Genomic DNA, 15,552 nt, shown 5'->3' on the forward strand with positions numbered 1-15,552 from the left:
TGCACTGGTAGGTTCCTTACATCGGGACTCGGCAAAGCCGGGACCGGAGAGGACCTGACAAGAGGGATAGCGCCGTATGACGACCGTCTATTTGGCCATGATATGCGGCGTCATCGCCGTCGTATATGGTTTCGTCACCAGTCGACAGGTGCTCGCGGCCTCCCCCGGCAACGAGAAGATGCAGGACATCGCCGCCGCCATCCAGGAGGGTGCGAAGGCCTATCTCGGGCGCCAGTACACCACGATCGCGATCGTCGGCGTCATCGTCGCGATCATCCTGCTGGTGACGCTCGGTTACATCTCCACCATCGGCTTCGTCATCGGCGCGGTGCTGTCGGGCGTCGCAGGCTATGTCGGGATGAACATCTCAGTCCGCGCCAACGTGCGGACCGCGGAGGCCGCGCGCACCTCTTTGCAGGCCGGGCTGACGATGGCGTTCCGATCGGGCGCCGTGACCGGCATGCTCGTGGCGGGTCTCGGCCTGCTCGCGATCAGTGCGTTCTTCTGGTACCTCACGGGACCCGCGGGCCATGCGCCCAACGACCGGATCATCGTCGAGGCGCTCACCGCGCTCGCGTTCGGCGCCTCGCTGATCTCGATCTTCGCGCGATTGGGCGGCGGCATCTTCACCAAGGCGGCGGACGTCGGCGCGGATCTGGTCGGCAAGGTCGAGGCCGGCATTCCCGAGGACGACCCCCGCAACCCCGCGGTCATCGCGGACAATGTCGGCGACAACGTCGGCGACTGCGCGGGCATGGCCGCCGATCTGTTCGAGACGTACGTCGTCACGCTCGGCGTCACGATGATCTCGATCGCGCTGCTGATCCAGGCGAGCGGCGCCGAACTGATGCGGCTGATGACTCTCCCGCTGCTCGTCGGCGGCGTGTGCATCGTCACCTCGATCATCGGCACGTACATGGTGCGGCTCGGCGGCGGCAGCATCATGGGCGCGCTCTACAAGGGCTTCTTCACCTCGACGATCCTGTCGATCCCCGCGATCTATCTCGCCACCCAGTATGTGCTCGGCGACCTCCACCGCGTGATCGGCGGCGCCGGCTTTCTCGATCCCGCAACCGACGACCTGACGACGCAAGCCGCCCCCTCGCTGACGCAAAACTTCACCGGCATGGACCTGTTCTGGTCGATGATGATCGGGCTCGTCGTCACCGGGCTGATCGTGTGGATCACCGAATATTACACCGGCACCAACCACCGCCCGGTCCAGTCGATCGCCAAGGCATCGGAGACCGGCCACGGCACCAACGTCATCCAGGGCCTCGCGATCAGCCTCGAATCGACCGCGCTGCCGACGCTGGTCATCGTCGTCGCGGTGATCGTCGCGTACCAGTTGGCGGGGATCATCGGCATCGCGTTTGCGGCAACGGCGATGCTTGCGCAGGCCGGCATGGTCGTCGCGCTCGACGCCTACGGTCCGGTCACCGACAACGCCGGCGGGATCGCCGAGATGGCGGGCCTGCCCGACGATGTTCGCCAGCGGACCGATGCGCTCGACGCGGTCGGCAACACCACCAAGGCGGTCACCAAGGGCTATGCGATCGGCTCGGCAGGCCTTGCCGCACTCGTCCTGTTCGGCGCCTACACCACCGATCTCGCGACGTACTTCCCCGACGTCACGGTCGATTTCAGCCTCAGCAATCCATACGTCATCGTCGGCCTCCTGCTCGGCGCGCTGCTCCCGTATCTGTTCGGCGCGTTCGGCATGACCGCCGTCGGTCGCGCAGCCGGCGCGGTCGTCGAGGAGGTTCGCGAGCAGTTTCGCAATAACCCCGGCATCATGCTCGGCACCAGCCGCCCCGACTATGCACGGACGGTCGACCTAGTCACGAAGGCTGCGATCCGCGAGATGATCGTCCCCTCGCTGCTGCCCGTCCTCTCACCGCTCGCCGTGTATTTCATCATCACCGCGGTGGCGGGCCAGGCCGCCGGCTTCGCCTCACTCGGCGCGATGCTGCTCGGCGTGATCGTCTCCGGGCTGTTCGTCGCGATCTCGATGACGAGCGGTGGCGGCGCATGGGACAACGCCAAGAAATACATCGAGGACGGCCACCACGGCGGCAAGGGGTCCGAAGCGCACAAGGCCGCGATCACCGGCGACACGGTCGGCGACCCGTACAAGGACACCGCAGGCCCCGCGGTGAACCCGATGATCAAGATCACCAACATCGTCGCACTGCTGCTGCTCGCGGCTCTGGCCGGCGGCGGCGTGGGGTGAGCTGAACAGGATCGCCGATCGGCCAGTTACGCTGGCCGCTCTGCGATCCATTCACTGCCCGGTGCCTCAATATTTGCCATCCATTCCCGCGCGATACCAAGGCAGTTCGCCGCGTGCGCAATTTCCGCTCAGTCCCATCGACCTCGGTGTTGCACTGATCCGCTGCAGCCTCCTCTTGTGCCGGCTACCGAACGCGATACTCTGCACAAACGGTCATTGGGGAATGGCCGGGGGGGGACTGATAATGACGTGGCGTATGGGTCTGCTGGCCGGTGCAATGATACCGACCATCGCGGTGGCGCAGGCTGCGCCACCACCCGCCGCCGCGCCGAAGGCGAACGCCACGCTCTCGAACCGGGTGCCGGTCGAAACCTTTGCCAAACTGCCCGGCATCGCCAATCCCAAGCTGTCGCCCGACGGCACGCGTATCGCCGCGAAGATGGCGATCGACGGCGTCCAGGTGCTGGTCGTCGCGCCGCTGTTTCCCGGTGGCAAGCTCGCCGCGATCAAGGTCGGGGCGACGGTCGACATCAATTGGTGGCGCTGGGTCGGTGACGACTGGTTGGCGGTCGGCATCGGATCGCAGGACATGCTGTACGGCGAGGAGATCTACGTCACGCGCACGCTGGGCGTCAAAGCCGACATGACCAAGATCAACCGGATCGACTGGAAGAATTCGGGTGTCCGCGCGGACGAGATCCTGTGGGCGGCGCGCGACGGCACACCGCGTGTCCTGCTGTCGCGCCAGACCGGCATCGAAAGCGAAAGCCAATGGTATCCCTCGGTCTCCGAGGTGGACCTGTCGACCGGCAAGACCAAGACCGTCGCGGGCAGCCAGACGAACGTCTTCGACTGGTATGCGGATGGCGCGGGCGTCGTCCGGATGGGCTATCGGTACGAGGACGACACCCGCAAGGGCTCGCTTCTGTATCGCAGCGCCAATCGCGATCCGTTCAAGGTCATCGCATCGGCCCGCGGCAAGCAGGATATCGTCATCCCGGTGACGTTCCGCGCCGACGGCACGGCCATCGCGACGGACGATTCCGGCGGTCGCGACGAGGTGTTCGAGGTATCGCTACCCGACCTGAAGCTCGGCAAGAAGCTGTACGGCGCGGATGGCTACGACGTCGATGGCGTGATCGAGAATGCGACCGGCGACGACATCGACGGTATCACCGTCACCGATCGCTTCGGTCATACCGTCTGGCTGAACCCCAAGCTGAAGGAAATCCAGGACGCGGTCGACAAGGCTGTCGGAGAGCGGCGCGCGCGCATCGTGTCGTGGGATCGCACCCGGTCGAAATTCCTGGTGCAGGTCGGCTCGCCGTCCCAGGCGGGGGCGCTGTATTTCTACGATCCCGCGAACGGATCAATGCAGCGCTATTCCTGGCAGAACGACGTGCTGAAGGCGCGAACATTGTCGCCGGTATCGACGATCCGGTACAAGGCGCGTGATGGCGTAGAGATCGAGGCATTGCTGACCTTGCCGCGTGGGCACAGCCCCAGGAACCTGCCGCTGATCGTGTTGCCGCACGGCGGCCCGTTCGCGCGCGATTCGGAAGATTGGGACTGGTGGACGCAGTATCTGGCGGAGACGGGCTATGCCGTCGTCCAGCCCAATTACCGCGGCTCGTCTGGCTACGGGACCAGTTTCGCCAAGCTCGGCGAGGGGCAATGGGGCCTGAAGATGCAGGACGATCTCGACGATGCGATTACGCATCTGGCTAAACAAGGCATCGCCGATCCGAAGCGCGTGTGCATGGCCGGCGCGTCCTATGGCGGCTATGCAGCGATGCGCGCGGCGCAGCGGAACGGCACCGGCGATGCGGCGCCCTATCGGTGCGCGATCTCCTATGCCGGCGTGTCCGATCTGCAGGCGATGCAGCGCTACGATGGCAAGTTCCTGTACGGAAAGACGCGCGGCGACTGGCTGAAGAAGCAGGCGCCCGACTATCGCAGCGTTTCGCCGCGCTATGGTGCGCAGACCTTCTCGATCCCGATCCTGATGCTGCACGGCAAGGAGGACAAGCGCGTGCCCGTGAAGCAATCGAGGATGATGGCAGCGGCGCTGAAGGAGGCGGGCAAGCCGTACGAGTATATCGAACAACCGCTCGGCGATCATCATTTCACGCGTGGCGAGGACCGGCTCGAATTTCTGAAGGCGATGGGTACGTTCCTGGCAAAGTATAATCCTGCATAGCTCACGGATACAGCGCGTTAAAAACTCCAGTTTGGAGCATACCCGCCGACCGTGGATGCATCTCGCTTGGACGAACGCTCGTTTGTCCCCGCATCCTCCACTGATGCGCAACAGGCCCGAGAATCATCTTTTCTATGGCGACAACCTCGCCGTGCTCCGCAAGGAGATCACCGACGAGAGCGTCGATCTGATCTATCTCGACCCGCCGTTCAATTCGAACGCCAACTACGGCATCCTCTTCAAGGAGCCCGACGGCAAATCCTCAAGCGCGCAGATCGAGGCGTTCGAGGATACCTGGCATTGGAACGAGACCGCGGAGGACGCCTTCGACCAGGTTGCCCGCAGCGGCAATACCAAGGCGTTCGACCTGTTGAACGCGATGCGCGGGTTTCTCGGCGACAACGACATGATGGCGTACCTGGCGATGATGGCGGTCCGCCTGCTCGAACTGCACCGCGTCTTGAAACCGACCGGCAGCCTGTATCTCCACTGCGATCCGACCGCGAGCCATTATCTGAAGCTGCTGCTCGACGCGATCTTCGGCAAGCGGCATTTCCAGAACGAGATCGTCTGGAGCTATCGCCGTTGGCCATCGGTCTCGCACCGGTTCCAGAGGATGCACGATTGCCTGCTGTTCTACACCAAGAGCGAGAGCGGCAATCTGTTCAACACGCTCACCGTGCCGCCGTCGGCGAGTTCGCTGAAACGGTGGAAGGGATCGATGCAGAAGGTCACGTTCACGGCCGACGGCATGCGCAACCCGACCCGGGAATCGGGCACGTCGCTGGGTGTCGCCATGAACGACGTCTGGGAAATACCGATCATTGCCCCCGTCTCGAAGGAACGGCTCGGCTACCCGACGCAGAAGCCGGTAGCCCTACTGGAGCGCATCATCGCCGCCTCGTCGAACGAGGGTGACGTCGTGCTCGATCCGTTCTGCGGGTGCGGCACTGCGGTGCATGCCGCGGAGAAACTCAAGCGGCAATGGATCGGCATCGACGTCACACACCTCGCCATCTCGCTGATCGAGAAGCGGATGAAGGATGCGTTTCCCGCCGTCACCTTCACCGTCGAAGGCACGCCGAAGGATCTCGCCTCCGCCTGTAACCTCGCATTACGCGACAAATACCAGTTCCAGTGGTGGGCGGTGTCGATGGTCGATGCGCTGCCGTTCGGCGGCAGGAAAAAGGGGGCGGACGGCGGCATCGACGGACTGATCTATTTTAACGATCACGACCCGGCATCGGGCAAGATGGTGACTCACCGCGCGATCGTGTCGGTGAAGGGCGGGCTCAATCCCGACACTGCGATGGTCGAGACGCTCGCCGCGACGATCGCGCGCGAGAAGGCACCGATCGGCATCCTCATCATGAACGCCAAACCGACGCGCGAGATGGAGCGCCGTGCCGCCGCGGTCGGCATCTACCGTGCCGGCGTCGACGAGACGTTTCCCAAACTCCAGATCCTGACGCTTGCCGATCTGTTCCAGGGCAAGCGCCCGCGCATCCCCAACGTCGACCGCGCCGCGTTCCGGCGCGCGGCACGCGAAGCCAACGCGTTTCAGCCGAGCCTGCTGTGACATTCCGCGTCCGTCGTCCTCGACCGGTGCTCTTGTCCAACGACGCTCGATGACCGATATAGGGATCAAGCAAGCGGGTTCGGGCATCACGCCCGTATCCGCCTTCGGCCGTGCTTTCCTTTTTCGCGAACCTGCGGTAAGGGCGCTCGTCCCGAAATTCCCCCAATTCAGAGATTATATTTGGCCAAGGAAGAACTGCTCGAGATGCGCGGCCGCGTGGTGGAACTCCTCCCCAACGCGATGTTCCGGGTTCAGCTCGAAAACGACCACGAGATTCTCGGTCACACCGCCGGCAAGATGCGCAAGAACCGCATCCGCGTGCTGGTCGGCGACGAGGTGCTGTGCGAACTCACGCCGTACGATCTGACCAAGGGTCGCATCACCTACCGCTTCAAATAAGCCCGTGGGTGCTCCGGCGCCCGCCGCTTTTCAAGACGAGGCACCAATGCTGGTTCTGGCCTCTTCCTCGCCCCGCCGCCGCGACCTGCTCGCACGGCTCGGCGTCGTTCCGTCGCGCGTGGAATCCCCCGACATCGACGAGAGCCCGCGCAAGGCCGAACCGCCCCGCGCCTATGCTGTTCGCCTCGCAGTCGAGAAGGCCAGCGCTGTCGCACGTGCTCAGGGCGAGATCGTCCTCGCCGGCGACACTACGATCGCGCTCGGCAGCCGCATCCTGCCGCCCGCCGACACGATCGAGATCCAGCGCGGCCTGCTCGGCAAGCTGTCGGGCCGACGCCATCACTGCCTGTCCGCGGTCTGCGTGATCGATGCGACCGGCAAGGTGCGCACGCGGATCGCCGACACGATCGTCGCGTTCAAGCCGCTCTCCCCCGCCGAGATCGACGACTACCTCGCGTGCGGCGAAGGGCTCGGCAAGGCTGGCGGCTACGCGATCCAGGGCCGCGCCGAGGCGTTCGTCCGCTTCCTGTCGGGCAGTCATTCGGGCGTCGTCGGCCTGCCGCTGTTCGAAACGCGCGCGCTGTTGAAGACCGCAGGCGTCGCGCTTGCCTGACTCGGGGCCTGCATGGCTCTACGAAGCCGGCATCGGCGAAGCGCGGGCCGCGCTGGTGGACGACGACCAGATTATCGAAGCTGCGATCGAACTCGACACCGAGGCATTGAAGGTCGGCCTCGTCGCACGTGCGCGGTTCGTCGAGCTGCTGCCGGGCCGCCGCGGTCACGTCACGCTCGACGGCGGCGAGGCGCTGATCAACCACCTCCCCCCCGGCATCACGCAGGGCGCCAGCCTCGCCGTCGAGATCGTCCGCGAAGCCCTCCCCGAAGCGGGCCGTGCGAAGCTCGCCAAGGCCGTCCCCAGCGACCTGCCGCCCTGCCCCGCTCCGACACTGTACGAGCGCCTCATGGCGACCGGACTGCCCGTCCGCAGCCCGCGCGCCCACGAACCCGACGCGTTGGAGGCGGCGGGCTGGTCCGAACTCCTCGACGAGGCTGTAAGCGGCGAGATCGTGTTCCCGCTCGGCGCGCTGCGCCTGTCGCCGACGCCGGCGATGACTCTGTTCGACGTCGACGGCGCACCGCCACTGGATACGCTCGCAGTCGCCGCCGCGCACGGCGTGGCGCGGGCGATCCGCCGACACGGCATCGGCGGCTCGATCGGGATCGATTTCCCGACGATCGCCGGCAAGTCGCAACGCAACGCCGTCGCGGGCGCGATCGACGAATCGCTGCCTCAACCGTTCGAGCGCACCGCGATGAACGGGTTTGGCTTCCTGCAGATCGTCCGGCCAAGGCCCCGCGCGTCGATCCCCGAGATTCTCCGCGCCGATCCGGTCGGCGCAGCGACCCGCGCGACACTCCGTACGCTCGAACGCACGCCGCCGACCGCCTCGCGCCGTCATACCCTGCCCGCCGCCGTCCATGCACGTCTGATGACGCGCCCGGATTGGCTCGCGGAACTCACGCGCCGTACGGGCGTCGTTCACGAACTGGAGAGTGCCCGATGACGCCCACCGCCCCCACCGTCAAATGCCCGATCTGCGACCAGCCCGCAGTCGCCGAGTACAAGCCGTTCTGCTCGAGCCGCCACCGCGACCGCGACTTGCTGCAGTGGCTCGGCGAAGGCTATCGCATTCCCGGCCGATCAATTGCGCAAACGGGGCTGGACAGCGCCGAAGACCCCGACTAAACGCGCCCTTCCGATCGCAAGGTCGGACGCTTCTCCGGTCCCAGACCGGACGTGCCCGGATAGCTCAGTTGGTAGAGCATGCGACTGAAAATCGCAGTGTCGGCGGTTCGACCCCGTCTCCGGGCACCATTTTCATTCCACTCCCGTTCGTGCTGAGTAGAGATCGAGTAGCTGGGCAGCAGCGTATCGAGGGCTCGTATCGAAGCATGGGTTCCGCGCGCCAACCTATCCTTCGATACGCCATCTCGATACGCCGCCTTCGGCGACTACTCGACGGCTACTCAGGACGAACGGAAGGGGTGAACGACGCCGTGGAGACGGAAGGCGGTTCGCCCAACAGCTCGGTCACCCCGGACGTGTTCCGGGGCCCACGGTTCCGCAAACCCAATTTTGTGGATGATGCGGGGCGGTGGATGCCGGAGCAAGTCCGGCATGACGGGACGCGAGGTTAGCGAACGATCCGCGTGACGTGGCCCATCTTCCGCCCCGGCCGTGCGGTGCCCTTGCCGTACAGGTGCAGGTGCACGCCGGGCTCGCCAAGTAGCTCCGCCCAGCGATCCGCGTCGTCGCCGATCAGGTTTTCCATCGCCGCTTCACGTCCGGTCAGCGTCGTCGCGCCCAACGGCAGACCGCAGATCGCTCGGATGTGGTTCTCGAATTGCGAGCATTCGGCACCTTCGATCGTCCAGTGACCCGAATTGTGCACGCGGGGGGCCATCTCGTTGAAGACCGGGCCGTCGGCGCCGACGAAGAACTCGCAGGCCAGCACGCCGACATAGTCGAGTTCGTCCGCGATTCGTTCGGCCAATGTGGCGGCTTCGTCGGCCTGGGCGAGTACGGCCGCAGGTGCGGGGACGGTGGAGTGGCGGAGGATCGCTTCGCGGTGGACGTTGAGTGGCGGGTCGTAGCGCGCGATGCTGCCATCGAGCCCGCGGGCGATCAGGATCGAGAACTCGTGCTCGAACGGTACGAAGGCTTCGAGCACTGCGGGGCCGCCGATCGTGTCCCAGGCGGCTTGCGCGCCATCGGGCGTGTCGATCTTGACCTGGCCCTTGCCGTCATAGCCGAAGCGCGCGGTCTTGAGGATGGCGGGGGTGCCGATCGCCTTCAGGCCCGCCTGCAGGCTTTCGAGGCTGTCGACCGCGGCCCAGGGTGCAGGGCGGCCGCCGACGCTTTCCACGAAGCGTTTTTCGCCGATCCGCTCCTGGGCGACGCGGAGCGCGCGGGGGCTCGGGTGGACCGGGACGCGGTCGGCTAGCCATTCCACGGGCTCGACCGCGATGTTCTCGAACTCGTAGGTGATGACGTCGCAGGCGTCGGCGAAGTCGGCGAGCACGATGCGGTTGTGATAGTCGGCGCGCGTCATGGTCGAGGCGGACTGTGCGGCGACGCTCTCCTGGTCGGGCGCGAGGACGTGCGTGTGATAGCCGAGCTGGGCCGCGGCGGTCGCGAGCATGCGGCCGAGTTGGCCTCCGCCGAGGATGCCGATGGTCGATCCGGGGGGAAGCGGCGTCATGTCAGCGTCTTTCAGGCTATCGTCTTCAAGCGGGGTCGGTGGCGACGGCGTCGGTCTGTGCCCCGCGCCATGCTTTGAGGCGCTCGGCGAGCGCGTCGTCGGAGGTGGCGAGGATCGCGGCGGCGAGCAGGCCGGCATTGATCGCGCCGGGCTTGCCGATCGCGAGCGTGCCGACCGGGATGCCGCCGGGCATCTGGACGATCGAGAGCAGGCTATCCATGCCCTTCAGCGCCTTCGATTCGACGGGGACGCCGAGTACCGGGAGATGAGTCATCGAGGCGGCCATGCCGGGGAGGTGCGCCGCGCCGCCGGCACCGGCGATCACCACCTTGAGGCCGCGATCGGCGGCGGTCGTCGCATAGTCGTAAAGGCGTTGGGGCGTGCGGTGCGCGGAGACGACCTTGGTCTCGTAGGCGACGTCGAGCGCGTCGAGCGTCTCGGCGGCGTGGCGCATCGTCTCCCAATCGGAGGTGCTGCCCATGATGATGCCGACTAGAGCCACGATCGCCCCCTGATTCAAGGAGCGCCGTGCCTAGCGACGTGGGGGGGCAAGGGCAACGGTGTTGGTGGAGCCGGGCAGCGACCAGCCAGCGAGCGCCATCGACATTGCCCCTGCCGCACCTCCCCGGCGGAGGCCGGGGTCCAGTTGGGGAACGTCGCTAACCGCGGACGGCGTTCCGTTATTGCCACCTTTCCAACTGGCCCCCGGCCTTCGCCGGGGTGGTGTGACTTGCCCGGAGGAAGTCAGCGCTCGCTGAGGTAGTAGCGGTCCGTTGCGTTCAGGTTGGCGTCGAGTTCGTAGACGATCGGCTGGCCGGTCGGAATCTCGAGGCTGGTGATCTCGTCGTCGGGGATGTTGGAGAGGTGCTTCACCAGCGCGCGGAGCGAGTTGCCGTGGGCGGAGATGAGGATGCGCTGGCCGTCCTTGAGCGCCGGGGCGATGCGCTCGTCCCAATAGGGAAGGACGCGCGCGATGGTATCCTTGAGGCTCTCGGTCCTGGGGATCGCGATGCCGGCGTAGCGGCGGTCCTTGGACAGGTCGAACTCGCTGTCGTCCTCCAAGACCGGGGGCGGGACGTCGAAGCTGCGGCGCCAGATATGGACCTGCGCATCGCCGTGCTTGGCGGCGGTCTCGGCCTTGTCGAGGCCGGTCAGGCCGCCATAGTGACGTTCGTTCAGCCGCCAGTCCTTCTCGACCGGGAGCCAGAGCCGGCCCATCGCCTCCAGCGCGATGTTGAGCGTCTTGATCGCGCGGGTCTGAAGGCTGACGAAGGTCTGGTCGAAGTCGAGGCCCTTGGCGGCCATCAGCTCGCCCGCGGCCTTGGCCTCGGCCTCGCCCTTGGCGGTCATGTCGACGTCCCACCAGCCGGTGAAGCGGTTCTCGAGGTTCCAGGTGGACTGGCCGTGGCGGATCAGGACTAGGGTCGGCATTCGGGCTCCTGGGATGGCGGGGCTGAACGGAAGGGTTCAAAGGTTAGGATAAGGTTAGGCCAACGCACGGTCCGTAATGCTTGAACCCAAGCCTCCAGACCATGCCAAGCCGTTGTTATCAGGTCAGATTTCGTCGATCATGCCGGCGAGCGTCTCGAGCATCGCATGCGCGAGCTGTTTCGAGCGCTCGGGCGACCAGCCAAACTCGGGATCGGCATTGGCGTCGTGATCCTTGAACGGCATCTCCAGCGTCATCGACACTGCACCGAAGCGCTCGGCGAGCTGGTTGGTCGACATCGACAGGTTCGCGGTCCCAGGTGCGGACTTGGGATAGCCCTTCTCGGTCTGGAAATCGGCCGTGTGCGCGGCGAGACGACGGCCGTATTCGTAGAATTTCTCGCCGTGCGCGTCGGTCCAGGACGGGATGCCCTCGAAGCCGGCGATGAAGTTCGCCGGGATCGCCTCGTCGCCGTGGATGTCCATCGCGACGTCGACGCCGGTCAGGTCCATCGCATTGCGCACGCACAGGACTTCGGGGCTCTTCTCCGGCGTCGGCGTGTGCCATTCGCGGTTGAGGTTCACCCCGACTGCGTTGGTGCGCAGATGACCGCGGCGCGTGCCGTCCGGGTTCATGTTGGGGACGACGTTGAAGGTCGCCTTCGCCAGCAGGTCCGCCGTGATCGGATCGGCCGAATCGGTCAGCCGCTCCAGTGCGCCTTCCATCCACCATTCGGTCATCGATTCGCCGGGGTGCTGGCGACCATAGATCCAGACCTGTTTGGGCCCCGACCCGATCGTGAAGCAGTCGATCGCCTGCCCGTCGAGCGACTGGCCGAGTTCGCGGTGTGCGACGCCCGGCAACAGCGCGGTGCGCGCCACCAGTGCCTCGTGCATTTCCATTGTGTACGGCGCGAAATACGCGAACCAGGCGAGATCGGTATCGGCGGTAAAGTCGAATTCGAGCACGCCATTGTCATAGCGTGTCTCGATCATCCGCCACGCCTGGCGATCGGTGCTGGCGCGCGTCTTGTATCCCGGCCAGCCGAACGGATAGGCCGACTTGCCCGCATTCAGGATACGGTAGGTCAGCGTCCGTCCGGCAGCGCCCGCCACGCGGAAATAGAACCACTGGAAGAAATCGGACTGGAAATCGGTGACGATCTCCAGGTCGATACGGTCTCCCTCAATAGCGACAACACGGATGTTGCCGCCATCGAAGGCTGCGTTGACGGTCAGGCTCATGGCGTTTGCGTTCGCTTCTCTTGGGGCGTTCATTTCACCTGGATAGTGCGACCGGACTCGCCGGGGAAGCCTGCGAAGAGTGCGCGTGCGAGCTTTCCGGCCTGGATATCGGTCGTCGCGTCGGCCTTGCGGGCATCGGCGAACGACTGCGCGCGGCCTTCCCAGACGGGCGACTGGTCGGCGCTGCGCTTGATCGTCACCGACAGTTCGGAGACGAGGATCGCGGTGCTCCCGCCGCCGCCGATCGGGAAACCGACCCCGCCGCCGAGACCGACGCCACCGCCGCCGCCGCGACGACCGCCACCGCCGCTGAAGCCGCCGCCACCGATGCCGATGCTGATCGGCGAGCGCTTGGGCGGGCCTGCCTGCGTGGTTCGGGTGAAGCCTACGGTGGCGACCAGCAGCGGCTTGGCCCCGGGTGCGGGGACGCTGTAGCCGGCCTGGAGCAGCTGCCCCTGCACGGCGGCGGCATAGGTCTTGAACTCGATGCTGGCCGGGCCGCCGGCGGTCAGCGGCTGGACGGCGATGGTGCCGCGGTCGATCGGCTCGCCGAGATGATAACGCAGCACCTCGGTCGGCGGCAGCGACGGGCCGGTCGCACACGCGGTGAGGGATGCGCTTGCCAGCGTCAGGACCAGGATCGAACGAACCGCCATCGGGACTTCCTTAGAATGTTGCGCTATAGTAACGCTCCGACCAGCCGAGTGGGTTCCCGGATGGCATGAGCGTGTCCGTTGCTTGACTTGGACACACCCCGCCATTAGGCGATCCCGTCTTTCCGCACACCTAGATTTGAAAAGAAGCGAATCGATCATGAAGATCCGCAATTCCCTGAAGTCGCTCAAGGATCGTCACCGCGATAACCGCGTGATCCGTCGTCGTGGCCGTACCTACGTCATCAACAAAACCAACCGTCGCTTCAAGGCACGCCAGGGCTAACGCCCTGATTACCGCCGTCATTTTCGACGTCGGTCGTGTCCTTTACGACTGGGATCCCCGGATCCTGTACGAGCGCCTGATCGATGACGATCGGGCGCTCGACGCGTTCCTGCGCGACGTTGTGACGATCGATTGGCACTTCCAGCACGACGCTGGCCGCGACTTCGCCGACACCTCGGCGGAGCTTGCCGCGTTGCATCCGCAGTATGCCGACCTGATCGCCGCCTGGGGGCCGCGATTCAACGAGAGCATCGGCGCGCGAATCGCCGGGATGCAGGAGATCGTCGAGGATCTGGACGCGGCCGGCGTACCGCTGTTCGCGATCACGAACTTCAGCCACGAGTTCTGGCCACCCTTTCGCGCGCGTGAAGCGCATCTGTTCGACCGGTTCCGCGACGTGGTCGTATCGGGCGAGGAGAAGATGGTGAAGCCGGATGCGGCGATCTATCGGCTGGCGCTGGAGCGATTCGGGCTGGCGGCGGAGGAGGCTGTGTTCGTCGACGATAACGCGGCGAACGTGGCGGCGGCGCGGGCGTTGGGAATCGAATCGGTGCTGTTCAGCGATGCGGCGGATTTTCGTGCGCGATTGGTTGAGCTCGGGCTCCCAATCGCAGCCTGACCTGCAGACATCTGTATCAGAGATTGTTTCCCCGCGAAGGCGGGGACCCAGACTGGGCTCCCGCCTTCGCGGGAGAACAAGGAAGGGATTACTGCCCTCCCCTATCGGCAATCACTTCTCCAGCGAGATCGACTGCCGCAGGTTCGCCACCGCCGTCTCCTGATCCGCGACGGGCGCCTCCGGCATCACGCCGCCCTCGAAATCGTCCGTCACCGTCACGGTAGTCCCCAGCGTCGTCACGCCGAACAACTGCTTGGCGAAACCGAGCGGCACGCGGATGCAGCCGTGCGATGCGGGGAAACCCGGGTTGCGGCCTGCGTGGATCGCGATGCCGTCCCAGGTCAGGCGCTGCATGAACGGCATCGACGCATCGTCGTACAGGCTCGACTTGTGGACGGCATTCTTCTGAAGGATCGGATAGGTGCCGACCGGCGTGTCCTTGCCATCCTTGCCGCTGGAGATCGTCGTCGCGGCGATCATCGTCGACCCGCGATAGACGAACGCACGCTGCTCCATCAGGCTGACGACGACGCTGACGGCCTCGCTGGAGCCATTGTCCTTCCAGACGTACTGGTTGGGCGAGAGTTCGGTCGCGGCCTGCTCGATCGGCATCGCGGCGATGGCGGCAGCCGATGCGGCCTGCGCGGGATTTGCGCCCGCGAGGATCGCAAAGGTCAGCCCCATTGCCATGAAAGACCGCGCCATCCCGTTCGCCATCTTGCCCATCGTCGCGTCCGTCCTCGAATCCCGATATTTTCGCCCAACGCGCGATTCTCGAAAACGTGCCGTCGGAGGATTGAGTCGACGAACCGACCCCAAGCCGGGGTAGTTTGAGGGAACGGACCCACAACCAGTGGAAATGGTTGCAGAATATTCACGGAAAATCGGCTATAGGATGTTCCAAGAAACGGGGCAATTTCGGGAAAATCGATGCACGACGAGCAAGGTCTTGTGCGCGAACGACGCGCGCTTCTGAAGAATGGTTTGGTATTGGCGGGGGCTCTGGCGGTGCCGGGGGCAGTGTCGGCGACGACGCGTCTCGGACGTCCGCTGACCGCACGTGATCTGAAGCCGATGACGCAGCCACCGCTGCCGCGGACGACGGTCGCACTGACGTCGCCGAAGGTGGTTCGTCCCGATCTGCTGCGCCAGGCGATGGCGTCGCTCAGCCGTCACGGCAGCCGCATCCAGCATCACGACCGCATCGCGATCGCCGATTTCGCGGCACCGTCGGGCAAGCCGCGGTTCCACTTCGTCGACCTCGCAAGCGGGCGCAGCACGTCGCTGCTGGTCGCGCACGGCAGCGGGTCGGATCCGGCGCATACCGGCTATCTGGAGCGCTTCTCGAACCGCTTCGGCTCGAATGCTTCGTCCGAGGGCGCGTTCGTCACCGACGATTATTATGTCGGCAAGCATGGCCGCTCGCAGCGCCTGATCGGGCTCGACCCGACTAACAACAATGCGCTCGATCGTGCGATCGTGGTGCATTCGGCGTGGTATGCGAACAAAGACATGATCGAGAGCCATGGCATGCTGGGTCGCAGCCAGGGGTGCTTCGCAGTCGGCGAGCGCGATCTCGACCAGGTGTTCGCACGGCTCGGGGCCGGCCGGATGATCTACGCCGCGAAGGTGTAACCCGACGTCTGA

General features: G+C 65.4%; 16 protein-coding genes and 1 tRNA gene. 11 read left to right on the plus strand and 6 right to left on the minus strand.

The genetic code is table 11. From position 1 onward, the window contains the following. The first annotated feature begins 76 nt into the window (after positions 1–76). The 8 genes from IFR23_RS06865 (at position 77) to IFR23_RS06900 (ending at position 8,287) form a co-directional block, all read left to right on the plus strand. Entirely contained in the window at positions 77–2,233 is a 2,157-nt protein-coding gene (locus IFR23_RS06865) for a sodium-translocating pyrophosphatase (RefSeq protein WP_192975236.1), read from the plus strand. Positions 2,234–2,477: 244 nt separating this feature from the next. Continuing rightward, entirely contained in the window at positions 2,478–4,433 is a 1,956-nt protein-coding gene (locus IFR23_RS06870) for an alpha/beta hydrolase family protein (RefSeq protein WP_192975237.1), read from the plus strand. Positions 4,434–4,536: 103 nt separating this feature from the next. Beyond that, positions 4,537–6,012, plus strand: a complete 1,476-nt coding sequence (locus IFR23_RS06875; RefSeq protein ID WP_192975238.1) for a DNA methyltransferase — start codon at positions 4,537–4,539, stop codon at positions 6,010–6,012. A 180-nt stretch (positions 6,013–6,192) separates the two neighbouring features. After that, a complete protein-coding gene (infA, locus tag IFR23_RS06880) occupies positions 6,193–6,411 on the plus strand; it encodes a translation initiation factor IF-1 (protein ID WP_031441079.1) in 219 nt (72 codons plus the stop codon). Between the two features lie 46 nt (positions 6,412–6,457). Next, positions 6,458–7,024, plus strand: a complete 567-nt coding sequence (locus tag IFR23_RS06885) for a Maf family protein (RefSeq protein ID WP_192975239.1) — start codon at positions 6,458–6,460, stop codon at positions 7,022–7,024. Next, the gene (locus tag IFR23_RS06890) at positions 7,017–7,976 is read left to right on the plus strand and encodes a ribonuclease (protein ID WP_192975240.1); all 960 of its coding nucleotides are present in this window, start codon (positions 7,017–7,019) and stop codon (positions 7,974–7,976) included. The genes IFR23_RS06885 and IFR23_RS06890 overlap by 8 nt, the downstream gene beginning before the upstream one ends. Further along, positions 7,973–8,158 (plus strand): DNA gyrase inhibitor YacG, encoded by a 186-nt coding sequence (locus IFR23_RS06895; protein ID WP_060525858.1) that lies wholly within the window; start codon positions 7,973–7,975, stop codon positions 8,156–8,158. The genes IFR23_RS06890 and IFR23_RS06895 overlap by 4 nt, the downstream gene beginning before the upstream one ends. 53 nt (positions 8,159–8,211) lie before the next feature. Then, positions 8,212–8,287, plus strand: a tRNA-Phe gene (locus IFR23_RS06900). 319 nt (positions 8,288–8,606) lie between these two features. Here the strand turns inward: IFR23_RS06900 and IFR23_RS06905 are convergent. The 5 genes from IFR23_RS06905 to IFR23_RS06925 all read right to left on the minus strand — a co-directional run bounded on the left by IFR23_RS06905 (position 8,607) and on the right by IFR23_RS06925 (position 13,003). Continuing rightward, the gene (locus IFR23_RS06905) at positions 8,607–9,674 is read right to left on the minus strand and encodes a 5-(carboxyamino)imidazole ribonucleotide synthase (protein ID WP_192975241.1); all 1,068 of its coding nucleotides are present in this window, start codon (positions 9,672–9,674) and stop codon (positions 8,607–8,609) included. 25 nt (positions 9,675–9,699) lie between these two features. After that, on the minus strand, positions 9,700–10,155 hold the full coding sequence (gene purE / locus IFR23_RS06910) for a 5-(carboxyamino)imidazole ribonucleotide mutase (RefSeq protein WP_192975393.1): 456 nt from the start codon (positions 10,153–10,155) through the stop codon (positions 9,700–9,702). 263 nt (positions 10,156–10,418) lie between these two features. Next, positions 10,419–11,105, minus strand: coding sequence for a 2,3-diphosphoglycerate-dependent phosphoglycerate mutase (gene gpmA, locus IFR23_RS06915; protein ID WP_192975242.1), 687 nt, complete (start codon positions 11,103–11,105; stop codon positions 10,419–10,421). A gap of 123 nt (positions 11,106–11,228) precedes the next feature. Beyond that, entirely contained in the window at positions 11,229–12,347 is a 1,119-nt protein-coding gene (locus tag IFR23_RS06920; RefSeq protein ID WP_192975243.1) for a M14 family metallopeptidase, read from the minus strand. A gap of 29 nt (positions 12,348–12,376) precedes the next feature. Next, the gene (locus tag IFR23_RS06925) at positions 12,377–13,003 is read right to left on the minus strand and encodes a DUF4136 domain-containing protein (protein WP_192975244.1); all 627 of its coding nucleotides are present in this window, start codon (positions 13,001–13,003) and stop codon (positions 12,377–12,379) included. Positions 13,004–13,160: 157 nt separating this feature from the next. Between IFR23_RS06925 and ykgO the strand changes: the two genes are divergently transcribed. Beyond that, on the plus strand, positions 13,161–13,286 hold the full coding sequence (gene ykgO / locus IFR23_RS06930; protein ID WP_003046794.1) for a type B 50S ribosomal protein L36: 126 nt from the start codon (positions 13,161–13,163) through the stop codon (positions 13,284–13,286). 4 nt (positions 13,287–13,290) lie between these two features. Further along, complete coding sequence (locus IFR23_RS06935; RefSeq protein WP_192975394.1) at positions 13,291–13,905, plus strand: HAD-IA family hydrolase; 615 nt, start codon at positions 13,291–13,293, stop codon at positions 13,903–13,905. Between the two features lie 111 nt (positions 13,906–14,016). Here IFR23_RS06935 and IFR23_RS06940 read toward each other — a convergent pair whose 3' ends face one another. Further along, the gene (locus IFR23_RS06940; protein WP_244655496.1) at positions 14,017–14,631 is read right to left on the minus strand and encodes a L,D-transpeptidase family protein; all 615 of its coding nucleotides are present in this window, start codon (positions 14,629–14,631) and stop codon (positions 14,017–14,019) included. A 204-nt stretch (positions 14,632–14,835) separates the two neighbouring features. On the opposite strand from IFR23_RS06940, the gene IFR23_RS06945 reads away from it, so the two are divergent. Next, complete coding sequence (locus IFR23_RS06945) at positions 14,836–15,540, plus strand: murein L,D-transpeptidase catalytic domain family protein (RefSeq protein WP_192975245.1); 705 nt, start codon at positions 14,836–14,838, stop codon at positions 15,538–15,540. Positions 15,541–15,552 lie beyond the last annotated feature (12 nt).

This window comes from Sphingomonas sp. CFBP 13603, from assembly GCF_014892665.1.
Taxonomy (GTDB): domain Bacteria; phylum Pseudomonadota; class Alphaproteobacteria; order Sphingomonadales; family Sphingomonadaceae; genus Sphingomonas.

Bases quoted from the DNA above. Each gene is read 5' to 3' on its own strand.
- purE (WP_192975393.1), bottom strand. From the start codon at position 10,155: ATGGGCAGCACCTCCGATTGGGAGACGATGCGCCACGCCGCCGAGACG.
- IFR23_RS06885 (WP_192975239.1), top strand. From the start codon at position 6,458: ATGCTGGTTCTGGCCTCTTCCTCGCCCCGCCGCCGCGACCTGCTCGCA.
- IFR23_RS06875 (WP_192975238.1), top strand. From the start codon at position 4,537: ATGCGCAACAGGCCCGAGAATCATCTTTTCTATGGCGACAACCTCGCC.
- IFR23_RS06895 (WP_060525858.1), top strand. From the start codon at position 7,973: ATGACGCCCACCGCCCCCACCGTCAAATGCCCGATCTGCGACCAGCCC.
- IFR23_RS06920 (WP_192975243.1), bottom strand. From the start codon at position 12,347: ATGAGCCTGACCGTCAACGCAGCCTTCGATGGCGGCAACATCCGTGTT.
- IFR23_RS06865 (WP_192975236.1), top strand. From the start codon at position 77: ATGACGACCGTCTATTTGGCCATGATATGCGGCGTCATCGCCGTCGTA.
- IFR23_RS06940 (WP_244655496.1), bottom strand. From the start codon at position 14,631: ATGGGCAAGATGGCGAACGGGATGGCGCGGTCTTTCATGGCAATGGGG.
- gpmA (WP_192975242.1), bottom strand. From the start codon at position 11,105: ATGCCGACCCTAGTCCTGATCCGCCACGGCCAGTCCACCTGGAACCTC.
- ykgO (WP_003046794.1), top strand. From the start codon at position 13,161: ATGAAGATCCGCAATTCCCTGAAGTCGCTCAAGGATCGTCACCGCGAT.
- IFR23_RS06945 (WP_192975245.1), top strand. From the start codon at position 14,836: ATGCACGACGAGCAAGGTCTTGTGCGCGAACGACGCGCGCTTCTGAAG.
- IFR23_RS06905 (WP_192975241.1), bottom strand. From the start codon at position 9,674: ATGACGCCGCTTCCCCCCGGATCGACCATCGGCATCCTCGGCGGAGGC.
- IFR23_RS06925 (WP_192975244.1), bottom strand. From the start codon at position 13,003: ATGGCGGTTCGTTCGATCCTGGTCCTGACGCTGGCAAGCGCATCCCTC.
- IFR23_RS06870 (WP_192975237.1), top strand. From the start codon at position 2,478: ATGACGTGGCGTATGGGTCTGCTGGCCGGTGCAATGATACCGACCATC.